Here is a 20,554-nt window from a genome sequence, read left to right on the forward strand (position 1 = left end):
TACAATGGCATCAAATAAAAAATACTGGAGAAGCGCCGAAGAATTAAAATCCGATAGTCCTATTGTTGAAAATTTAATGCAAAAAGAATTTGTAGAAGAATTACCTACAGATGAATTTTTGGGAGATAAAGAGAGTTTATCTGAGTCATCAACAACACGTCGTGATTTTTTAAAATATGTAGGATTTTCTACAGCAGCTGTGTCCTTAGCAGCATGTGAAGGGCCGGTAATTAAATCGATTCCTTATGTTATTAAACCAGATAATATAGTTCCTGGAGTAGCTAATTACTATGCTTCAACAATGGCTGAAGGTGGTGAATTTGCAAATATTTTAGTAAAAGTTAGAGAAGGACGTCCAATTAAAATTGAGCCTAATAAAATGGCAGGTAATTGGGGAGCTACTTCAGCAAGAGTTCAAGCATCCGTTCTGTCTTTATATGACAACAATAGATTGCAAGGGCCATTAACTAATGGAGAGCCTACAGATTGGTCTTCATTAGATAAAAAAGTTATTGAAACTTTAAATACATTAAAAGACACTAATGAAAAAATAGTTATTTTAACAGGTACTACTGCAAGCCCTTCATCAAATAAAGTAATTGAAGATTTTATAAAATTTTACAGTAATGTTTCGCATGTTGTGTATGATGCATTATCTGAAAGTGCTGCATTAGATGCCTTTGAAAGTATGTATGGAGTAAGAGCTTTACCAAATTATAAATTTGAAAAGGCTGATGTAATTGTTTCTATTGGAGCTGATTTTTTAGGTGATTGGCAAGGAGGTCAATATAGCGCTGCATATGCTAAGGGAAGAGTTCCTTCAGAAGGAAAAATGTCAAAGCTTATACAATTTGAATCAAATTTATCACTTACAGGTGCAAATGCAGATGTTCGTTTACCAGTAAAACCATCAGAACAAGTTTATGCATTAATTAATTTGTACAATTATGTAACAGGAAATAATTTCCCTTCAAAAGAAACTCCTGTAGATGAAGCTATAAAAAAATCTGCAGAACAACTTAAAAAATCTGGAAATAAAGCAGTTGTAGTTACAGGAATTCAAGATAAAAATGCACAGTTAATTGTAAATGCTTTAAATGAATATTTACAATCTGAAATATATGATATTACTGCTCCTCGTTATGTAAAAGGAGGGAATGATGCAGATGTTGAGAAATTGATTTCTGAAATGCAAGTAGGAAAAGTAGGAGCTTTGTTAGTTTATAACACAAACCCTTCTTATTCTTTACCAAGTACAACAAAATTTAATGAAGCATTAAAAAAAGTAAAAATATCAATTAGTTTTGGTATGTCTTCCGATGAAACAGCAAATCAAACTCAGTTTGTTGCTACAACACCACATTATTTAGAATCTTGGGGTGATGCGCATTTTCAAGCGGGTAACTACAGTTTAATGCAACCAACAATACAACATTTGTTTGATACGCGTCAGTTTGAAGATAGTCTTTTAACTTGGATGGGAGAAAATAAAAACTACTATCAATTTATAAAAGAAAATTGGGCAGTAACTATTTTAAATGGTGAATCTTGGAATAAAGTACTGCATGATGGTATTTACACAAATGAAGAAGAAATTTTATTTACTAAAAATGAAATAGATATAGCAAATATAGCTGCTACTTTACTAAGTAATACGAAACCTGCTGATTTTGAATTAAATTTATATGCCAAAATTGGTTTAGGAGATGGAAAACAAGCTAATAATCCTTGGTTACAAGAATTACCAGATCCAATAACAAGGACAAGTTGGGATAATTATATGACAATTTCTGCTGCTGATGCAGAGAAATTAGGACTAGAAAATTGGACGGTTAGTGATGGAGCATTAAACGGGAGTTTAGTGAACCTTAGAGTAGGTGAAAATACATTGCAAAGTGTACCAGTTTTAATTCAACCAGGACAAGCTAAAGGAAGTATTGGTTTAGCCGTTGGTTATGGGAGAGAAGCTGGTATGCAACAAGAAATGATGACTGGTGTAAATGCATTTTCATTGATGCAAGATTTCAAACCATTTCAACCGGTTACTATTGAAAAAATTGATGGTGAACATGAATTTGCTTGTGTGCAATTGCAACACACCATTATGGGGCGTGATGAAATTATCAGAGAAACTACTTTAGATAATTTTATAAACCAACCGAAAGAAGAATGGAATAAGACTCCAGAATTTTCATTAAACCATGTGGAGGTTCCTGCTGAACGTGTTGATTTATGGGAGAAATTTGATGATACTATTGGGCATCATTTTAATTTATCTATTGATTTAGCAACATGTACTGGTTGTGCAGCTTGTATTGTAGCTTGTCATGCCGAAAATAACGTACCAGTTGTTGGAAAACAAGAAATAAGAGTAAGTAGAGATATGCATTGGTTACGTATTGATAGGTATTATACCTCAGATATGACTAATGAAAAGGCAAAAGAAGATGATATTTTTGGAACGGGAGAAATGTTTAATACCATGACCATTCCTCAAGAAAATCCTCAAGTAGCTTTTCAACCAGTAATGTGTCAACATTGTAATCATGCGCCTTGTGAAACTGTTTGTCCAGTTGCTGCAACTTCACATGGACGTCAAGGTCAAAATCACATGGCATATAATCGTTGTATAGGTACTCGATATTGTGCAAATAACTGTCCATATAAAGTAAGACGTTTCAACTGGTTTAAATATCCAGATAATAGTGAGTTTGACTTTAATATGAACAACGATTTAGGTAAAATGGTTTTAAATCCAGATGTTGTTGTACGTTCAAGAGGTGTTATGGAAAAATGTTCTATGTGCTTACAAAAAACACAATTGAGTATTTTAGTAGCCAAACGAGAAGGTCGTCCTGTTACGGATGATGAATTCCAAACGGCTTGTTCAAGTTCTTGTCCTACAGGATCCATGGTTTTTGGAGATGTAAATGATAAGCAAAGTGAAGTAGCTCATTTAATTGAAGATGAAAGAGGTTTTCATTTACTTGGAGAAATAGGTACAAAACCAAATGTTATGTATCATTTAAAAGTTAGAAATACAGAAGAATTATAAATAAAATAAAGATTTATATTAAATTATGTCTCATTACGAAGCACCCATTAGAGAACCATTAATATATGGTGATAAAAGTTATCATGATATTACTATTGATGTAGCTGCACCTGTAGAAGGTAAAGCCAATAAAAAATGGTGGATTGCATTTACAATTGCATTAATAGCCTTTTTATATGGAATAGGATGTATTGTTTATACTATTGGAATAGGAATTGGAGTATGGGGTTTGAATAATAGAGTTAACTGGGCCTGGGATATTACCAATTTTGTTTGGTGGGTAGGTATTGGGCATGCAGGAACATTAATTTCAGCCGTATTGTTATTATTTCGCCAAAAATGGAGAATGGGTATTAATCGTTCTGCAGAAGCAATGACAATTTTTGCGGTTTTTCAAGCAGGATTATTTCCAATAATACATATGGGTAGAGTATGGAATGCATTTTACGTACTACCATTACCAAACGCATTAGGTTCATTATGGGTTAATTTTAATTCACCATTATTATGGGATGTTTTTGCTATTTCAACATACCTTTCAGTATCATTGGTATTCTGGTACACAGGATTATTACCTGATTTTGCAATGTTAAGAGATAGAGCTGTTAGACCTTTTCAAAAGAAAATTTATGGATTATTAAGTTTTGGGTGGTCAGGTAGATTAAAAGATTGGCAACGTTTTGAAGAAGTTTCTTTGGTCTTAGCTGGTTTGGCTACACCCTTGGTATTGTCAGTTCACACTATTGTGTCAATGGACTTTGCTACATCGGTAATTCCAGGATGGCATAGTACAATATTTCCACCATATTTTGTTGCAGGAGCAATTTTCTCAGGATTTGCAATGGTTCAAACGTTGTTATTAATTATGAGAAAAGTTTCTAATTTAGAAGCTTATATAACGAAAGTTCATATCGAAAATATGAATAAAGTAATTTTATTAACTGGAGGTATCGTTACTGTAGCATATATAACAGAATTTTTTATAGGATGGTATTCAGGAAGTAGTTATGAGGATTATACTTATTTATCTATTGGAGCTGCAACAGGTCCTTATTGGTGGGCTTTTTGGGCATTAATTACATGTAATTTTATATTTCCACAAACACTTTGGTTTAAAAAATTAAGAACAAATTTTGTTTGGTCATTCTTTATTTCAATTGTGATAAATATAGGAATGTGGTTTGAACGATTTGATATTATCGTTATTGATTTAAGTAGAGGTCATTTGCCATCATCTTGGACAATGTTCTCACCTACATTTGTAGATATAGGTATTTTTATAGGTACCATAGGCTTTTTCTTTGTGTTATTTTTATTATATGCTAGAACTTTTCCAGTAATAGCACAAGCAGAGTTAAAAAGCATTTTGAAATCATCAGGAGAAAATTATAAAAAATTAAGAGAAGACAACCATGAGTAGTACAACGTTACAAGCTATTTTTAATGATGATGATGTGCTTTTAAAAGCTGTTAAAGATTTAAAAGCTGCAAATTATCATATAGAAGAAGTGTTTACACCTTTTCCAGTGCACGGACTTGAAAAAGCCGTAGGCTTACCCGATACACGAATTGCAATTACTGCATTTATTTATGGTGTAATTGGTTTTTCTTTTTCTGTTTGGATGATGAATTATATGATGGTGGCAGATTGGCCACAAAATATTGGAGGTAAGCCAAGTTTTAGTTTTGCTGAAAATATGCCTGCTTTTGTTCCAATTATGTTTGAATTAACAGTATTTTTTGCAGCGCATTTAATGGTTATTACTTTTTATATGAGAAGTAGATTATGGCCTTTTAAAAAAGCTGAAAATCCTGATACTAGAACAACAGATGATCATTTCTTATTAGAAGTGTCTACAACTGAGAACGTAAAAGCATTAGAAGATTTATTAAAAACTTTAAATGCTAAAGAAATTAAAACAAAAGCATAAAGAATAATGAAACAGATATTTAACTTATTAATAGTAGTTGTATTAACAATTAGTTTAAGCTCTTGTTATAGTAATAAACAAAAACCTAATGCCCGTTATATGGCAAGTACTGATATGTACGCACCTATAAGTTATGAAACATATGGTAAAAATCCAAATTTTAAAGATGGTTTAGAGGCGCAAGCACCTGTTGCAGGTACTATTTTTAGAGGGGAAGTACCTTATGAAATTCCAAATACAGATGAAGGTTATGAGTTAGCCAAAGAAACATTAAAATCACCTTTAGAAGTAAATGCTGAAAATTTAGAAAAAGGAGAAGCATTATATACAATTTATTGTAATACCTGCCATGGAAAAAAGGGAGATGGGCAAGGAGTACTTGTGCAAAGAGATAAGTTTTTAGGAGTTCCAAATTATAAGGATAGAGTTATTACTCAAGGAAGTATTTACCATGTTATTATGTATGGAAGAAATATGATGGGATCACATGCTTCACAATTAAAAAATAATGAGCGTTGGCAAATCGTTCAATATGTAGAAAAATTAAGAGCAGATTTGCTACAATAAAAAGCCTCAAAAAAATAAGATAGATATTAAAGATATGTATAGTTTTTCAAAAAGATTAAAGTTAAGCGCCATCATTTTTATGATTTTAGGAGCTTTGGGTATTGCCTATGGTTTTTATGCTTCACCTAGTACTACTGATGATGTTCAAAAAATGATGATGCATCAAGAAAATGAGCATGCATCAGAAAAAGTAGAAAATATAGTAGAACATTCTGAAAATAGCGTTGAATCTCATAATGAAGAAGCCAATCATCATGAAGAAGATAGTCATTTAACTCATGCATTACATTCAATGCAAAATAGACCTTATACAGCTGTATTTATTGCGATGTTTTTCTTTTTTATGATAGCTCTTGGTACACTTGTATTTTATGCAATTCAATATGCTTCTCAAGCAGGATGGTCAATTGTTTTACTGAGAGTAATGGAAGGTATTACTGCTTATTTGTTACCAGGATCATTATTTATATTGGCTTTTTTAATAATTTCAGCAGCTAACGGTCATCATTATTATGTATGGATGAATCCAGATTTTTACGATCCACAAAGTGAGCATTATGATGAAATTTTGGTAGGTAAAAGTTGGTGGCTAAATACTCCATTTTGGATGATTAGAGCATTCATATTTTTATTAGGTTGGAATATTTATCGTTATTTTGCTGTAAAATTTTCTTTGGCACAAGATTCTTCAACAGACTTAACGTATTATAAAAAGAGTATGAAAATATCTATATTTTTTCTATTATTCTTTGTAATAACAGAATCTATGATGTCTTGGGATTGGATTATGTCCTTAACACCACATTGGCAAAGTTCATTATTTGGTTGGTATGTATTTTCTTCTTTATTTGTATCTGCAATAACGGTAATTGCAATGGTAGCTATTTATTTAAGATCTAAAGGTTATTTACCAAAAGTGAATGATAGTCATTTACATGATTTAGCGAAATTCATGTTTGGATTTAGTATTTTCTGGACCTATTTATGGTTTTCACAGTTTATGTTGATTTGGTATGCGAATATGCCTGAAGAAACCACGTATTTTATACCTAGATTATTGGGGTCTTATCAAATTTTATTTATTGGAATGTTATTACCAAATTTTATTTTCCCTATTTTAATTTTAATGAATAGTGATTATAAAAGAATTCCTTGGTTTATTATAGCAACAGGTATTTTAATATTGGTAGGACATTATGTAGATATTTACGTGATGATTACACCTCCAACTGTAGGAAGCCATTGGAGCATTGGAATACCAGAAATTAGTGCTGTTTTATTCTTTTTAGGATTGTTTATTTATGTTGTTTTTACAGCATTAACAAAAGCACCTTTATTGGTAAAAGGGAATCCATTTTTAAAAGAAAGTGAACATTTTCACTATTAAAACATATAAAATCATTTAGAAAAGAGTCCTGAATACATTTTATTCAGGATTTTTTTTATATTTGGTATCATTATACTAACAACTAACTAAAAAATATGACAGCATTACTATTTGTTTTACTGGCTATTGTAATTGCCGTATCAATATGGCAAGTAACAAGTATACTTAATTTAAAGAGTACTATAGCCACAGAAAAAGACAATAATACACAAGGGATATTATTTGCGGTTTTTGGAATTTTCTTCTACGGATTAATGATTTTTTCATTTTGGAAGTATTCTGTAATTTTACTTCCTGAGTCTGCATCTGTTGAAGGTGAAGAATATGATACACTTTATTTAATAACAATGTTATTAATACTGTTTGTTCAAGCAGTAATGCAATTTTTGCTATTCTTTTTTGCTTTTAAGTATAGAGGAATAAAAGGTAGAAAAGCGTTGTTTTATGCAGATAGTACTAAATTAGAAATTATTTGGACAGTTATTCCTACAATAGTTTTATTTGGATTAGTTTTATATGGTTTGACGGTTTGGAATGATGTAATGGATGCATCAACTGCTGAAGAACCACTAATTGTTGAGATTTATGCTAAACAATTTCAATGGGAAGCACGTTATGCGGGTGATGATAATGAATTAGGGTTAGCAAATGTTCGTAAAATTAAAGGCATTAACACCATGGGTGTTGATATGACAGATAAAAACGCCCTAGATGATATTCCTACAAGAGAGCTTCATTTACCTAAAGGGCGTAAAGTTGTTTTTAAATTCCGTTCTCAAGATGTATTGCACTCTGCATTTATGCCGCACTTTAGAGCTCAAATGAATTGTGTTCCAGGAATGGTAACCCAATTTGCTTTTACACCAAAATTAACTACTGAAGAAATGAGAGCAAATGATAAAACAATTGCTAAAGTAGCAGGAATTAATAAAATTAGAGCAGAGAAAGGAGAAGATCCATATGAATTTGATTATTTGTTATTGTGTAATAAAATTTGTGGAGCTTCACATTACAATATGCAAATGAAAATTATTGTTGAAGATGAAGCAGCGTTTAATACTTGGCTGAAAGATCAAAAAACAATGGCTCAAGTTCTTCAATAAAAATTTAACTACTAGACTACTAAAAAAAATACATAATATGTCAAATCATCATCATAAAGAAACATTTATAACAAAATACGTTTTTAGTACCGACCATAAAATGATTTCTAAGCAGTATTTAATTACTGGAATTTTTATGGGAATTATAGGTGTATTCATGTCAATGCTATTTCGTTTGCAAATTGCTTGGCCAGATCATTCATTTAGTTTAATTGAAGCTTTTTTAGGGCACCACCAAGACAGTGGAGTTATGACACCTGATATCTATTTGGCATTGGTTACTATTCACGGTACAATTATGGTGTTTTTTGTATTAACAGCAGGCTTAAGTGGTACTTTTAGTAATTTATTAATACCACTACAAATAGGTGCTAGAGATATGGCATCAGGATTTTTAAATATGGTGTCGTATTGGTTGTTCTTTTTATCAAGTGTTATTATGCTTTCTTCATTATTTATTGAAGCAGGTCCTGCAGCAGCAGGTTGGACAATTTATCCTCCATTAAGTGCTTTACCACAAGCAATTCCAGGATCAGGAATGGGAATGACACTTTGGTTAATTTCTATGGCAATATTTATTGCATCTTCATTATTAGGCGCCTTAAATTATATTGTAACAGTTTTAAATTTAAGAACAATTGGAATGAAAATGACAAGATTGCCTTTAACAATTTGGGCTTTCTTTGTAACGGCTATTATTGGTGTAGTTTCATTTCCAGTATTATTATCTGCTGCATTATTGTTGATTTTTGATAGAAGTTTTGGAACATCTTTTTTCTTATCAGATATTTTTATTCAAGGTGAAGTATTACATTATCAAGGTGGTTCACCAGTATTATTTGAACATTTATTTTGGTTTTTAGGGCATCCTGAAGTTTACATTGTATTATTACCAGCATTGGGAATTACTTCTGAAATTATTTCAACAAACTCTAGGAAACCAATTTTTGGTTATAGAGCAATGATAGGTTCAATTATAGCAATTGCATTTTTATCTACAATTGTTTGGGGACATCATATGTTTGTATCTGGTATGAATCCTTTTTTAGGATCAGTATTTACATTTACAACACTTTTAATTGCAATTCCATCAGCAGTTAAAGCATTTAATTATTTAACCACACTTTGGAAAGGTAACCTACAAATGAATCCCGCCATGTTGTTTTCAATAGGTTTGGTATCTACATTTATTTCTGGAGGATTAACTGGGTTGGTACTTGGAGATAGTGCATTAGATATTAATGTGCACGACACGTATTTTGTAGTAGCTCACTTTCATTTAGTAATGGGGGTTTCAGCTATTTATGGAATGTTTGCAGGAGTATATCATTGGTTTCCTAAAATGTATGGAAAAATGATGAATAAAACACTAGGATATTGGCATTTTTGGCTAACTGCAGTTGCTGCTTACGGAGTGTTTTTTCCAATGCACTTTATAGGTTTGGCAGGTTTACCACGTAGATATTATGCAAATACAGCATTCCCATTATTTGATGATGTAGCCGATGTAAATGTTGTAATCACATTATTTGCAATTTTAGGAGGAGCAGCACAACTAATTTTCTTAGCAAATTTCTTTATAAGTATTTATAAAGGGAAAAAAGCAGCACAAAACCCTTGGAGATCTAATACATTGGAATGGACAACACCTGTTGAGCATATTCATGGAAACTGGCCAGGAGAACTACCAACAGTGCATCGTTGGCCTTACGATTACAGCAAAGTATATGGAGAAAATCATGAAAACCAAGGAGAATATGTCCACGGAGAAGATTTTGTTCCTCAAATCGTACCATTGAAAGATGGCGAAGAAGAATCTTAAAATATATTAATAGTCTATAAATAAAAAACCTTTCTATTTTTTTAGAAAGGTTTTTTATTTCTGCTATCTTTGTTTTTATGAATGAAAACTTGAATCCTGAAAAAGAACATTTTACCTCTGAAGAATTAGACGTTGAAAAAAAATTACGTCCACTAACATTTGATGATTTTACAGGGCAAGAACAAGTTTTAGATAACTTAAAAATTTTTGTTGAGGCTGCCAATCAAAGAGAGGAGGCTTTAGATCATACACTATTTCACGGACCTCCAGGATTAGGAAAAACAACTTTAGCACATATTTTAGCAAATGAATTAAATGTTGGTTTAAAAATCACATCGGGTCCAGTATTAGATAAACCTGGTGATTTGGCAGGTTTATTAACAAATTTAAGTGAACGAGATGTATTATTTATTGATGAAATACATAGGTTAAGCCCAATTGTTGAAGAATACTTATATTCAGCAATGGAAGATTATCGTATAGATATTATGATCGAATCTGGTCCAAATGCACGTACTGTTCAAATAGATTTAGAACCATTTACACTTATTGGTGCAACAACACGTTCGGGGTTATTAACTGCACCAATGAGAGCTCGTTTTGGAATTAGCAGTCGTTTGCAATACTATAAAACAGAACTGTTAACTACAATTGTACAACGAAGTGCTTCTATTTTAAAAGTTCCAATTTCTATGGAATCAGCAATTGAAATTGCAGGTAGAAGTAGGGGTACACCTCGTATTGCAAATGCTTTATTACGCAGAGTTCGTGATTTTGCACAAATAAAAGGCGATGGAAATATCAATATAGAAATTGCAAAATTTGCACTAAATGCCTTAAATGTTGATGCGCATGGTTTGGATGAAATGGATAATAAAATCTTAACCACTATAATCGATAAATTTAAAGGCGGGCCTGTTGGTATTAGTACCATTGCAACTGCAGTAGGAGAAAATACTGAAACCATAGAAGAAGTATACGAACCTTTTTTAATTCAAGAAGGTTTTATTATGCGTACACAGCGTGGAAGAGAAGTTACGGAGTTGGCTTATAAGCATTTAGGGAAAACAAAATCCAATTCCCAAAATAAATTATTTTGATTTTAGTGATCTAGATCACAATACAAAAAAATGTTCGTAGTACTTTTGTTTTAAATATTACTACTAAAATCTGAAATGACTTTAAAACAATTTTTTCCTTTTTTAACTTGGCTTCCAATGGTTCGGCATACTTGGAAAGATGATTTAATTGCAGGATTAACAGGTACCATAATTGTAATTCCACAAGCTGTTGCCTTTGCAATGATTGCTGGTATGCCTCCGGTTTATGGTTTTTATACAGCTATGTTAACACCAGTTATAGCTGCGCTTTTCGGATCTTCATATCATTTAGTGTCTGGTCCAACCACTACAAGTTCCATTGTTTTGTACTCCATAATAAGTAAATATATTAATCCTACAAATGATATTGAAGCGTTTGTTTCATTAGCTATTTTACTATCTTTTATGGCAGGGGTTATTAAACTTTTTATGGGAATTGCACGAATGGGAAAATTGGTAAATTTTGTTTCAAATTCTGTAATTATAGGTTTTTCAGCAGGAGCAGGTGTATTAATTGCATTTAAACAACTCAAACATATTTTCGGAATAAAAGTTCCTCAAGGAAGTTCATTTTCACATATTATTGAATTTATCACTTTTCATTTGTCTGAAATAAATTGGTATGTATTTGCCGTGGCGATGGGAACTTTATTACTGGCATTAATAATTAGAAAAATTAAAAAAATATCTAAGTTGTATATGTTGTTTGCTATGATATTTGGAAGTTTTTTGGCTATTTGGTTAGGTGGTGGTTTGCACGGTATTGAAACTGTAGGAAGCATTCCTTCTAATTTACCACCTTTTAAATTGCCTGATTTTGATTATAATAATATGCGAATGTTAAATTCTGGGGCTATTATTTTGGCTACTTTAGGTTTGGTTGAAGCTGCAGCCATTTCACGTTCAATAGCTTTACATACACATCAAAAATTAAATATAAATCAAGAATTTGTATCTCAAGGGATATCCAATGTGGTTTCTAGCTTTTTCTCATGTTATACAAGCTCAAGCTCTTTTACAAGATCCAGCATAAATTATCAATCTGGAGCTAAAACACCTTTATCTGCATTTATATCTGCATTTGGATTAATGTTTATCGTCTTATTTTTTGCAAAATATGCTGCTTTTTTACCCAAAGCGGCAATGGGCGGAATTATTTTATTGGTTGGTTATAATTTAATCGATTTTAAACATATTAAGTTAATTTTTAAAAGTAGTAAACGAGAATTGATAGTTTTTAGTGCTACCTTCTTGGGAACCTTATTTTTAGATCTTCAACAAGCATTAATTATAGGTATATTTTTCTCCTTATTTTTCTACTTAGAAAGAACTTCAAAACCTAATATTGCAGTATTGGGATTAGATACTACCAACAGATTTATAAATATCATTAGAAATAAAAGTGCAAAGGAATGCCCACAATTAAACATTATACGTGTAGATGGTTCGTTATATTTTGGTGCTGTTGAATCTATTTCAAATTATTTTTCTGATTTATACGAAAATAATGACGGAAAACACTTATTAGTTATAGCTGAAGGTATTAATTTTATTGATTTAGCTGGTGCTGAATGGTTAATGCATGAAGTTGAAAAATGGGAAACTACTAATCGTGTGATTTATTTTAGTGGCATGAAATTAGTTGGACAAAATGTACTAATTAAAGGTGGTTTTTTTGAAAAAATAGGGTATAATCATTTTTTTAAAGATAAAAAAACAGCCATTGAAACCATTTACCAAAAATTAGATATGAAAATTTGTGAAACCTGTAAGGTGAAAACTTTTATGGAATGTTCCAAAAACTAAATATTTTATAAAATTTAAAATTAACGTATTTATTAGATGAAATTAGCAAATATATTTCCATTTTTAGATTGGTTACCTAATTATAAAAAACAATGGTTTAAAGGTGATTTTTCGGCGGGGTTAACGGTTGGAATTATGTTAATACCACAAGGTATTGCTTACGCTATGATTGCAGGATTACCACCAATTTATGGTTTATATACAGCAATGATTCCTCAATTTGTATATGCATTTTTTGGTACATCACGCCAATTAGCAGTTGGACCCGTAGCTATGGATTCTTTAATTGTAGCATCAGGTGTTGGAGTTATTGCAACTGTAGGTTCAGAACACTTTATTGAATTGGCAATTTTGCTTGCCATGCTTATGGGATTAATGCAAATAGCATTTGGAGTATTTAGATTAGGTTTTTTAGTCAATTTTTTGTCAAAACCAGTAATTAGTGGTTTTACTTCTGCCGCTGCATTAATTATAGGATTAAACCAGTTAAAGCATCTGTTGGGTATTAATATTCAACGGAATAATCAACTACAATTTTTGGTGGTTGATGCCTTCAAACATTTTAATGAAATTAATGTTTTTACTTTAATTATAGGAGTAAGTTCTATTTTAATTTTAATAGTTATGAAACGGTATTTTAAAAAAATACCTGCGGCATTAATAGTTGTTATATTGGGAGTTCTTTTTGTTAAAATATTCAATTTAGAAGAATATGGAGTGAAAATAGTAGGAGATATTCCAAAAGGATTACCACATTTTAAAATTCAACAGTTTAATGTAGAAACTATAAAGGAACTTAGTCCAATTGCATTAACATTAGCATTAATAGCTTTTATGGAAGCAATTTCTGTTGCAAAAGCAATAGAAGCAAAGCACATGAATTATAAAGTAAAAGCAAATAAAGAATTAATAGCTTTAGGCTTAGGAAATTTGGTAGGCTCTTTTTTTCAAAGTTATCCATCAACAGGTGGTTTTTCAAGAACCGCTGTAAATGATCAAGCAGGAGCAAAAACACCATTATCTGCTATTATTGCTGCAATAGTAGTAGGACTAACATTATTATTTTTAACACCATTATTTTATTATTTGCCAAAAGCTGTTTTAGCAGCAATTATTATGGTTGCAGTGTTTGGTTTATTGGATTTTAAAGTTCCAAAACAACTTTTGAAATATACTAAAAGAGATTTAATTATTTTGAATGTTACCTTATTGATTACTGCAACAGTTGGCATTAAAGAAGGTATTATAACAGGTGTTATTTTATCTTTAGTCATGCTAATATATAAATCTACAAAACCGCATGTGGCTATTTTAGGAAATGTTCCAAATACTTATTTGTATAGAAATATAAAAAGATTCGACCAATTAATTGTTCTTAAGGATGTTTTGATTATTCGTTTTGATGCACAACTTCATTTTGCAAATACTACTTATTTTAAAGATACTATTTATAATGAAGCACAAAATAAAGGGAAAGATTTAAAAATTATTATTATTGATGGTGAAAGCTTAAATAATTTGGATAGTAGTGGTGTGTATGCTTTAGAAGAAATATTAAAATATTTTAAAGAAAAAACTATTGAGCTTTATTTTACAGGATTAAAAGGCCCTGTGCGTGATACTATTTATAAGTCAAATATTATTAAAAATATTGGGCAAGAATATTGTTTTATGAGTATTCAAGAAGCGATAGATTATTATCAGTCTAAAACTAATACTACTAATAATAAAGCATATACACAGCAAACGAACCGTTAACAATGTGATGTGTATCACAAAAAGTAATCTGTAATTTATTATTTTGGAGCACTTTAATTAACTATTAAAAAATCGGAAAATGAAAGTAGAACAATTATTTACTGGCTGTTTAGCGGAAATGGCATATTATATTCATTCTAATGGCGAAGCCGCTATTATTGATCCCTTAAGAGAAACTGAACCATATTTAGAAATGGCAAAAGCTGATGGAGCAAAGATAAAATATATATTCCTAACTCACTTTCATGCTGATTTTGTTTCTGGTCAAGTAGATTTAGCAAAAGCAACAGGTGCCACCATAGTTTTTGGTCCAAATGCTGAAGCTGAATATGATTTGCATCAAGGAACAGATGGGGAGGAATTTAAAATTGGAGCAATAAAAATCACCTTATTACACACACCAGGTCATACCATGGAATCATCATCTTATTTAATAACAGATGAAAATGGAAACACACCGTATGTGTGTACAGGAGATTGTTTATTTATTGGCGATGTTGGTCGTCCAGATTTAGCAGTAAAATCAGGAACGTTAACTCAAGCAGATTTAGCAGGTCATTTATTTGATTCTCTTCGAAATAAAATAATGACATTGCCAGATGACATTATTGTGTATCCAAATCATGGAGCAGGTTCGGCTTGTGGAAAAAATATGAGTTCTGAAACTTTTGACACCCTAGGTAATCAAAAGAAAACAAATTATGCTTTGAGAGCAGATATGACTAAAGAAGAATTTATTGATGAAGTTACTACAGGATTAAAACCACCACCACAATATTTTGGAAACAATGTTCGAATGAACAAGGGTATAAATACAAGTATTGATGATATATTACACAGAGGTGCAACTCCTATTGACGCTGATACGTTTAAAGAAATGAGTGAGCAAAAAGATATTTTGGTGATTGATACACGTTCTAAAGAAATTTACGCTGAAGAAGGTACTGTTCCTGGAGCATGGTATATTGGTGTTGATGGAAATTTTGCTCCTTATGTAGGTGCTTTAGTAAAAGACATTAATCAAAAAATAATTTTTATTGCTGAAGGAGGAAGAGAACACGAGGTTGTTACTCGTTTTTCTCGTGTAGGATATGATAATACTCTAGGATATTTAAGAGGAGGAATGCACGCATGGAAAGCTGCGGGTCATGAATTTGATCAAATAGGCTCTATATCTGCAATTCAATTTGCAAATAGATTGAAAGAAGGCTCTATGGAAATACCTATGGATGTTAGAAAAGAAACGGAATATCAATCTGAACATGTTGTGGGTGTAGGCAATTTCCCTTTAGATACGATTCACGCTAACTTTGCCGAGATAAATGCTGATAAAGAGTATTTCTTACATTGTGCAACGGGTTACCGTTCGTTAATTGCTGCATCTATTTTTCAAGCAAATGGAGTTGCTAAAGTAACTGACGTAAGAGGTGGATTTGAAGACATTAAAGATAGTGGTGCAGAACTTACAGATTATGTTTGTCCAACTACCCTATTATAACAATTAAATAGGTAATAAAAAGGGAGTTAATATATAACTCCCTTTTTTTGTTTAAAAGTAACTTTAGTTACTGCTTAAATATATTTGTAAATATATATTTGCCAAAAAATCAAAAACATATATAAATGAAGTTATCTTTAAAAATAGCATTTTTGCTACTATTTATTAGTGTTATTAACTTTAGTTGTGAATCTAATAAAAAATCTAACAACGTAAGTGATAATTCAATAAACCAGATTAAAAAAGGAGAAGTTTTCCTTTTAACCCCAGCAGAATTTAAAGAAAAATCTGTTAATCACATAATTATAGATGTGCGTACGCCCTATGAATTTAAACAAGGTTTTATTAAAGGTGCAGTAAGTATTAATTATTTTGATAGAAAATTTTTAGAAAATTTTACAAGTTATGATAAAAATGAACCTATTTTTATCTATTGTAAATCAGGAAATAGGTCTTCATCTGCTTCAAAAAAATTAGCAAAAGCAGGATTTTTAAAAGTGTATGATATGCGTGGAGGGATTTTAAATTGGAATAGAAATAACAATCAAATAGAAAAATATTAATAATGAAAAAAGTTATAATTTTTATATTTTTAGTTGGTATAATCTCATGCAATAATAAACTTTCTAGAAAGGAAAAACAAGATTACATTTCAAAAGGAAAAGAAATTACTCAAGCTTCATTTAAAGAATTAAGCACTAATTTAATGGTGCAAATGAAGTTGGGTGGTCCAGCACAAGCAGTTCCGTTTTGTAATCATGAAGCAATGCCAATTACTAATAAAATGGCTAAAAAGTTCAATGTTACAATTAAAAGAACTTCAGATAAAATAAGAAATCCAAAAAATAAAGCATCAGTAAGAGAGTTGAAAATTATTAAAGAGTATAAGTTTTTAATTCAAAACAAAAAAGAGGTAATTCCAATTGTAGAATTAGATGAAGGTAATCTAAAACATTTTTACGCACCAATTAAATTAAATGCTAAGTGCTTAACTTGTCATGGAAAATTAGAAGGTCAACTAAGTATTAAAACAGATTCATTAATTAAATCGTTATATTTAAACGATAAAGCAATTGGATATAATGAAGGCGATTTAAGAGGAATTTGGAGTATAGCATTTAAAAATTAAATAATTATGGCAAAAGTAGTAGTTTTAGGAGCGGGTATTTCTGGGCATACGGCAATTTCATATTTGAGTAAATATCTAAAAAAAGACCATGAAGTAGTGATGGTTTCACCCAATAGTAATTTTCAATGGATTCCTTCAAATATTTGGGTTGGAGTTGGTTTAATGACACCAGATCAAGTGAAATTTAAATTAGCACCGGTTTACAAAAAAATTGGTGTTGATTTTAAGCAAGCATTAGCAACATCAATTCATCCAGAAGGTGATTCTGAAAATGAAAAGGGGTTTGTTACCATTAAATATGTTTCAGGAGAAAATGAAGGGAAAGAAGAAAAAGTAACCTACGATTATTTAATAAACGGAACAGGGCCAAAACTTAATTTTGAGGCTACTGAAGGATTGGGCCCAAAGAAATTCACACAATCTGTTTGTACATATGATCACGCAGAACTTGCCTGGGGAAAACTTCAAGAATCTTTCAAAAAAATGGAAAATGGAGAGCGTCAAACATTTTTAGTTGGAACTGGCCATCCTTTGGCAACGTGTCAAGGTGCTGCTTTTGAATATATATTAAATATTGCATTTGAAGTTGGAAAAAGAAAATTATCGCATTTAGCAGATATGTGGTGGATTTCAAATGAATATGAATTAGGAGATTTTGGTATGGGTGGTGCCTATATTAAAAGAAATGGATATATAACTCCAACTAAAATATTTACTGAATCAATTTTAAAGGAATATGGAATACGTTGGATAAAAAGGGCTGGTGTTCAAAAAGTTGAAGAAGGAAAAGCTTATTATGAAAATTTAAGAGGAGAGCACCATACAAAAGAGTTTGATTTTGCGATGTTAATTCCTGGTTTTACAGGTGCAGGAATGAAAGCTTTTAATAAAGATAATGTAGACATTAGCACAGAAGTATTTGTAGGAAATGGAATGATGAAAGTTGATGCTGATTATACACCTAAAGCGTATGAAGATTGGAGAGCTGAAGATTGGCCATCAACTTATCAAAGCCAAAAATATGATAATATATATGCCGCAGGTATTGCATTTGCACCACCTCACGGCATGTCTAAACCTATGGAAAGTCCAAATGGGACAAAAATATTTCCAACACCTCCAAGAACAGGGATGCCATCAGGTGTTATTGGAAAAATTATTGCTCAAAATATTATTCATTCTATAAAAGTTGGTAAAATTGAGCATCCTCATACAGCATCTATGGCTAAAATGGGCGCGGCTTGTATTGTATCTGCGGGATATGGATTGTTTAAAGGTCAGGCGGCAGTAATGACTGTGAATCCAATTGTTCCAGATTGGGAAAAATATCCTAAATGGGGTAGAAATATTAAAGATACAGTAGGTGTTGTTGGAACTGCAGGGCATTGGATGAAATTATTTATGCACTATATGTTTCTGTACAAAGCAAAAGCAAAGCCATTTTGGTGGTTAATTCCTGAATAGTTAGTACTAATTTAATTTAAAAGTGATGAAAAAAAGTAAAGAAAAAACAATACCATATAGTAATATTTCTTTTGGAACAGAGCCAACTAGATTAGTGCGTTTTATGAGGGTATGCTTTATATTTCAAGTTTATAATTTTTTTAAACTGAATTTAAAAGTGATGAAAATTGTTGTTGGAGGGCATTCATAGCAAATATATTTTGTAATTTTACGCAATCAAAAAAATCAAAAAATGACAACAATAGAAATATTAAATTTAAAATGTGGAGGTTGTGCCAACACCGTTGAAAAAGGGGTTACAGCGATAGATGGTGTTAATAATGTTTCTGTAAATGTTGAAACTTCAAGAGTAACAATAGATACTACAGAAGAATCAATAGTAACTATAGTTAAGCAAAAATTAGCAAGTTTAGGATATCCTGAAGTTGGGGCTGATAACACTATTATTCATAAAGCAAAATCGTTTGTAAGCTGTGCTACAGGTAGAATGACTTCTGAAAAATAAAATTTTAGTTTAAAATGAAAACAAAACCATTATTTGTGATTTATATCACAAATAATGGTTTTGTTTTTTCTAAATTACTCACCCTAAAATTATTAACTAAAAAATATAGAATGTCAAAACACTTTCAAGTTCTTGTTATAGGTGGAGGTACCGCAGGAATTATGGTCTCATCCATGTTAAAAAGAAAAAATTCATCATTACAAATTGGTATTATTGAACCTGCAGAAACACATTATTATCAACCAGCTTGGACATTAGTAGGAGCAAATACATACGATTTTGATGCTACAGCTAAACCAATGTCTTCATTAATTCCAAATGGTGTAGAATGGATAAAAGAATTTGCTGATACTTTTGACCCAGAAAACAACAAAGTAATAACTAAAAATGATAGTGAATTTACCTATGATTATTTGGTGGTAGCTCCCGGATTAAAAATAGCACCAAATTTGGTTGAAGGTTTAGCCGAAGCAATGGATAAAGGAGTTATTTGTAGTAATTATACAAATCCAAAACACACGTTGGAAGTGCTTCAAAATTTTAAAGGAGGAACAGCTTTATTTACACAACCAGCAACACCCATAAAATGTGGAGGTGCACCTCAAAAAATTATGTATTTGGCGGATGAGTTTTTTGCTAAAGCTGGTGTTAGAAAGAAAACAGATATTATTTTTGCAATGCCAGGAAATGTTATTTTTGCAGTTAAAAAAGTTGCAAAAACGTTGATGGAAGTAATTGATAAAAAAGATATCAATGTTCGTTTTTATCACAAATTAGTTAAGGTTGATGCAAAAGAACAAATAGCATGGTATGAGATTATAAAAGAAGCTTCTGGAAATGATTGTGTAGTTATAAAAAGTGACGATTTAGATGTTGTAGATAAAGAAATTCAGTACAATTATAAAGATGTAAAAGCAATAGAAAAAGATGGTTTGATAGGAATTTATTTTGATATGATGCATTTGGCGCCACCACAGCAAGCACCAGATTTTATTCGAAATTCACCGTTGGTAACTGAAAATGGTTGGCTTTCTGTTGATGCTGGTACAATGCAACATAAAAAACATAGTAATATATTTGGAATTGGAGATGTTTGTGAATTGCCAACAGCAAAAACAGGTGCTGCAATTAGAAAACAAACACCAGTTGTAGTAGCAAATATTTTACAATTAATAGAAGAAAACAACTTAGCAAATAAAACGTACGATGGTTATTCTTCTTGTCCGTTAATTACAGGATACGGAAAAATGGTATTGGCTGAATTTGATTATTCAAAAGAATTTAAACCAGACCCTAAACTAAAACAATTTCCATTAATGATTGGTGACTCTTCAAAGGAACATTGGAGATTGTGGATTTTAAAAAAATATATGTTACCGTATTTATACTGGAATAAAATGATGAAAGGTCATGAAGTTTAAGAATAAAG

Annotated in this window: 17 protein-coding genes; all 17 read left to right on the top strand. The window is 31.2% G+C overall.

Annotated elements, in window-relative coordinates; translation table 11 throughout:
- The first annotated feature begins 4 nt into the window (after positions 1 to 4).
- The 17 genes from QM495_RS10115 (at position 5) to QM495_RS10195 (ending at position 20,546) form a co-directional block, all read left to right on the top strand.
- Complete coding sequence (locus QM495_RS10115; RefSeq protein ID WP_408671987.1) at positions 5 to 3,055, top strand: TAT-variant-translocated molybdopterin oxidoreductase; 3,051 nt, start codon at positions 5 to 7, stop codon at positions 3,053 to 3,055.
- Positions 3,056 to 3,080: 25 nt separating this feature from the next.
- Positions 3,081 to 4,475 (top strand): NrfD/PsrC family molybdoenzyme membrane anchor subunit, encoded by a 1,395-nt coding sequence (gene nrfD, locus QM495_RS10120; protein ID WP_408671988.1) that lies wholly within the window; start codon positions 3,081 to 3,083, stop codon positions 4,473 to 4,475.
- Positions 4,468 to 4,986, top strand: coding sequence for a DUF3341 domain-containing protein (locus tag QM495_RS10125; RefSeq protein WP_408671989.1), 519 nt, complete (start codon positions 4,468 to 4,470; stop codon positions 4,984 to 4,986). Before nrfD ends, QM495_RS10125 begins: the two co-directional genes overlap by 8 nt.
- A 6-nt stretch (positions 4,987 to 4,992) precedes the next feature.
- Positions 4,993 to 5,553, top strand: coding sequence for a c-type cytochrome (locus tag QM495_RS10130; RefSeq protein WP_408671990.1), 561 nt, complete (start codon positions 4,993 to 4,995; stop codon positions 5,551 to 5,553).
- A gap of 34 nt (positions 5,554 to 5,587) precedes the next feature.
- The gene (locus tag QM495_RS10135; RefSeq protein WP_408671991.1) at positions 5,588 to 6,940 is read left to right on the top strand and encodes a quinol:cytochrome C oxidoreductase; all 1,353 of its coding nucleotides are present in this window, start codon (positions 5,588 to 5,590) and stop codon (positions 6,938 to 6,940) included.
- A gap of 95 nt (positions 6,941 to 7,035) precedes the next feature.
- The gene (locus QM495_RS10140) at positions 7,036 to 8,043 is read left to right on the top strand and encodes a cytochrome c oxidase subunit II (protein ID WP_408671992.1); all 1,008 of its coding nucleotides are present in this window, start codon (positions 7,036 to 7,038) and stop codon (positions 8,041 to 8,043) included.
- A gap of 37 nt (positions 8,044 to 8,080) precedes the next feature.
- Complete coding sequence (locus QM495_RS10145) at positions 8,081 to 9,865, top strand: cbb3-type cytochrome c oxidase subunit I (protein ID WP_408671993.1); 1,785 nt, start codon at positions 8,081 to 8,083, stop codon at positions 9,863 to 9,865.
- A 77-nt stretch (positions 9,866 to 9,942) separates the two neighbouring features.
- Positions 9,943 to 10,965, top strand: a complete 1,023-nt coding sequence (gene ruvB, locus QM495_RS10150) for a Holliday junction branch migration DNA helicase RuvB (protein ID WP_408671994.1) — start codon at positions 9,943 to 9,945, stop codon at positions 10,963 to 10,965.
- Positions 10,966 to 11,040: 75 nt separating this feature from the next.
- Entirely contained in the window at positions 11,041 to 12,771 is a 1,731-nt protein-coding gene (locus QM495_RS10155; RefSeq protein ID WP_408671995.1) for a SulP family inorganic anion transporter, read from the top strand.
- A gap of 36 nt (positions 12,772 to 12,807) precedes the next feature.
- Positions 12,808 to 14,529 (top strand): SulP family inorganic anion transporter, encoded by a 1,722-nt coding sequence (locus tag QM495_RS10160; protein WP_408671996.1) that lies wholly within the window; start codon positions 12,808 to 12,810, stop codon positions 14,527 to 14,529.
- 79 nt (positions 14,530 to 14,608) lie between these two features.
- Positions 14,609 to 16,027 (top strand): MBL fold metallo-hydrolase, encoded by a 1,419-nt coding sequence (locus tag QM495_RS10165; protein ID WP_408671997.1) that lies wholly within the window; start codon positions 14,609 to 14,611, stop codon positions 16,025 to 16,027.
- A 125-nt stretch (positions 16,028 to 16,152) separates the two neighbouring features.
- Positions 16,153 to 16,590: a rhodanese-like domain-containing protein gene (locus QM495_RS10170; protein WP_408671998.1), complete on the top strand. Its 438-nt coding sequence runs from the start codon at positions 16,153 to 16,155 to the stop codon at positions 16,588 to 16,590.
- A 2-nt stretch (positions 16,591 to 16,592) separates the two neighbouring features.
- Positions 16,593 to 17,156, top strand: coding sequence for a DUF3365 domain-containing protein (locus QM495_RS10175; RefSeq protein WP_408671999.1), 564 nt, complete (start codon positions 16,593 to 16,595; stop codon positions 17,154 to 17,156).
- 6 nt (positions 17,157 to 17,162) lie between these two features.
- Positions 17,163 to 18,620, top strand: coding sequence for an NAD(P)/FAD-dependent oxidoreductase (locus QM495_RS10180; protein WP_408672000.1), 1,458 nt, complete (start codon positions 17,163 to 17,165; stop codon positions 18,618 to 18,620).
- Positions 18,621 to 18,645: 25 nt separating this feature from the next.
- Positions 18,646 to 18,810 carry a hypothetical protein gene (locus tag QM495_RS10185; RefSeq protein ID WP_408672001.1) on the top strand — a complete coding sequence of 55 codons (165 nt, stop codon included), beginning with the start codon at positions 18,646 to 18,648 and terminating at the stop codon, positions 18,808 to 18,810.
- A 42-nt stretch (positions 18,811 to 18,852) separates the two neighbouring features.
- On the top strand, positions 18,853 to 19,125 hold the full coding sequence (locus tag QM495_RS10190) for a heavy-metal-associated domain-containing protein (protein ID WP_408672002.1): 273 nt from the start codon (positions 18,853 to 18,855) through the stop codon (positions 19,123 to 19,125).
- A gap of 110 nt (positions 19,126 to 19,235) precedes the next feature.
- On the top strand, positions 19,236 to 20,546 hold the full coding sequence (locus tag QM495_RS10195; protein WP_408672024.1) for an FAD/NAD(P)-binding oxidoreductase: 1,311 nt from the start codon (positions 19,236 to 19,238) through the stop codon (positions 20,544 to 20,546).
- The last annotated feature ends 8 nt before the right edge of the window (positions 20,547 to 20,554 follow it).

The organism is Lutibacter sp. (assembly GCF_046055765.1).
Taxonomy (GTDB): domain Bacteria; phylum Bacteroidota; class Bacteroidia; order Flavobacteriales; family Flavobacteriaceae; genus Lutibacter.

What these genes read in the sequence shown, in the direction of transcription:
- QM495_RS10155 (WP_408671995.1), top strand. Translation starts at nt 11,041, where the DNA reads ATGACTTTAAAACAATTTTTTCCTTTTTTAACTTGGCTTCCAATGGTT.
- ruvB (WP_408671994.1), top strand. Translation starts at nt 9,943, where the DNA reads ATGAATGAAAACTTGAATCCTGAAAAAGAACATTTTACCTCTGAAGAA.
- QM495_RS10165 (WP_408671997.1), top strand. Translation starts at nt 14,609, where the DNA reads ATGAAAGTAGAACAATTATTTACTGGCTGTTTAGCGGAAATGGCATAT.
- QM495_RS10130 (WP_408671990.1), top strand. Translation starts at nt 4,993, where the DNA reads ATGAAACAGATATTTAACTTATTAATAGTAGTTGTATTAACAATTAGT.
- QM495_RS10195 (WP_408672024.1), top strand. Translation starts at nt 19,236, where the DNA reads ATGTCAAAACACTTTCAAGTTCTTGTTATAGGTGGAGGTACCGCAGGA.
- QM495_RS10140 (WP_408671992.1), top strand. Translation starts at nt 7,036, where the DNA reads ATGACAGCATTACTATTTGTTTTACTGGCTATTGTAATTGCCGTATCA.
- QM495_RS10135 (WP_408671991.1), top strand. Translation starts at nt 5,588, where the DNA reads ATGTATAGTTTTTCAAAAAGATTAAAGTTAAGCGCCATCATTTTTATG.
- QM495_RS10170 (WP_408671998.1), top strand. Translation starts at nt 16,153, where the DNA reads ATGAAGTTATCTTTAAAAATAGCATTTTTGCTACTATTTATTAGTGTT.
- QM495_RS10180 (WP_408672000.1), top strand. Translation starts at nt 17,163, where the DNA reads ATGGCAAAAGTAGTAGTTTTAGGAGCGGGTATTTCTGGGCATACGGCA.
- QM495_RS10190 (WP_408672002.1), top strand. Translation starts at nt 18,853, where the DNA reads ATGACAACAATAGAAATATTAAATTTAAAATGTGGAGGTTGTGCCAAC.
- QM495_RS10125 (WP_408671989.1), top strand. Translation starts at nt 4,468, where the DNA reads ATGAGTAGTACAACGTTACAAGCTATTTTTAATGATGATGATGTGCTT.
- QM495_RS10160 (WP_408671996.1), top strand. Translation starts at nt 12,808, where the DNA reads ATGAAATTAGCAAATATATTTCCATTTTTAGATTGGTTACCTAATTAT.
- nrfD (WP_408671988.1), top strand. Translation starts at nt 3,081, where the DNA reads ATGTCTCATTACGAAGCACCCATTAGAGAACCATTAATATATGGTGAT.
- QM495_RS10185 (WP_408672001.1), top strand. Translation starts at nt 18,646, where the DNA reads ATGAAAAAAAGTAAAGAAAAAACAATACCATATAGTAATATTTCTTTT.
- QM495_RS10145 (WP_408671993.1), top strand. Translation starts at nt 8,081, where the DNA reads ATGTCAAATCATCATCATAAAGAAACATTTATAACAAAATACGTTTTT.
- QM495_RS10175 (WP_408671999.1), top strand. Translation starts at nt 16,593, where the DNA reads ATGAAAAAAGTTATAATTTTTATATTTTTAGTTGGTATAATCTCATGC.
- QM495_RS10115 (WP_408671987.1), top strand. Translation starts at nt 5, where the DNA reads ATGGCATCAAATAAAAAATACTGGAGAAGCGCCGAAGAATTAAAATCC.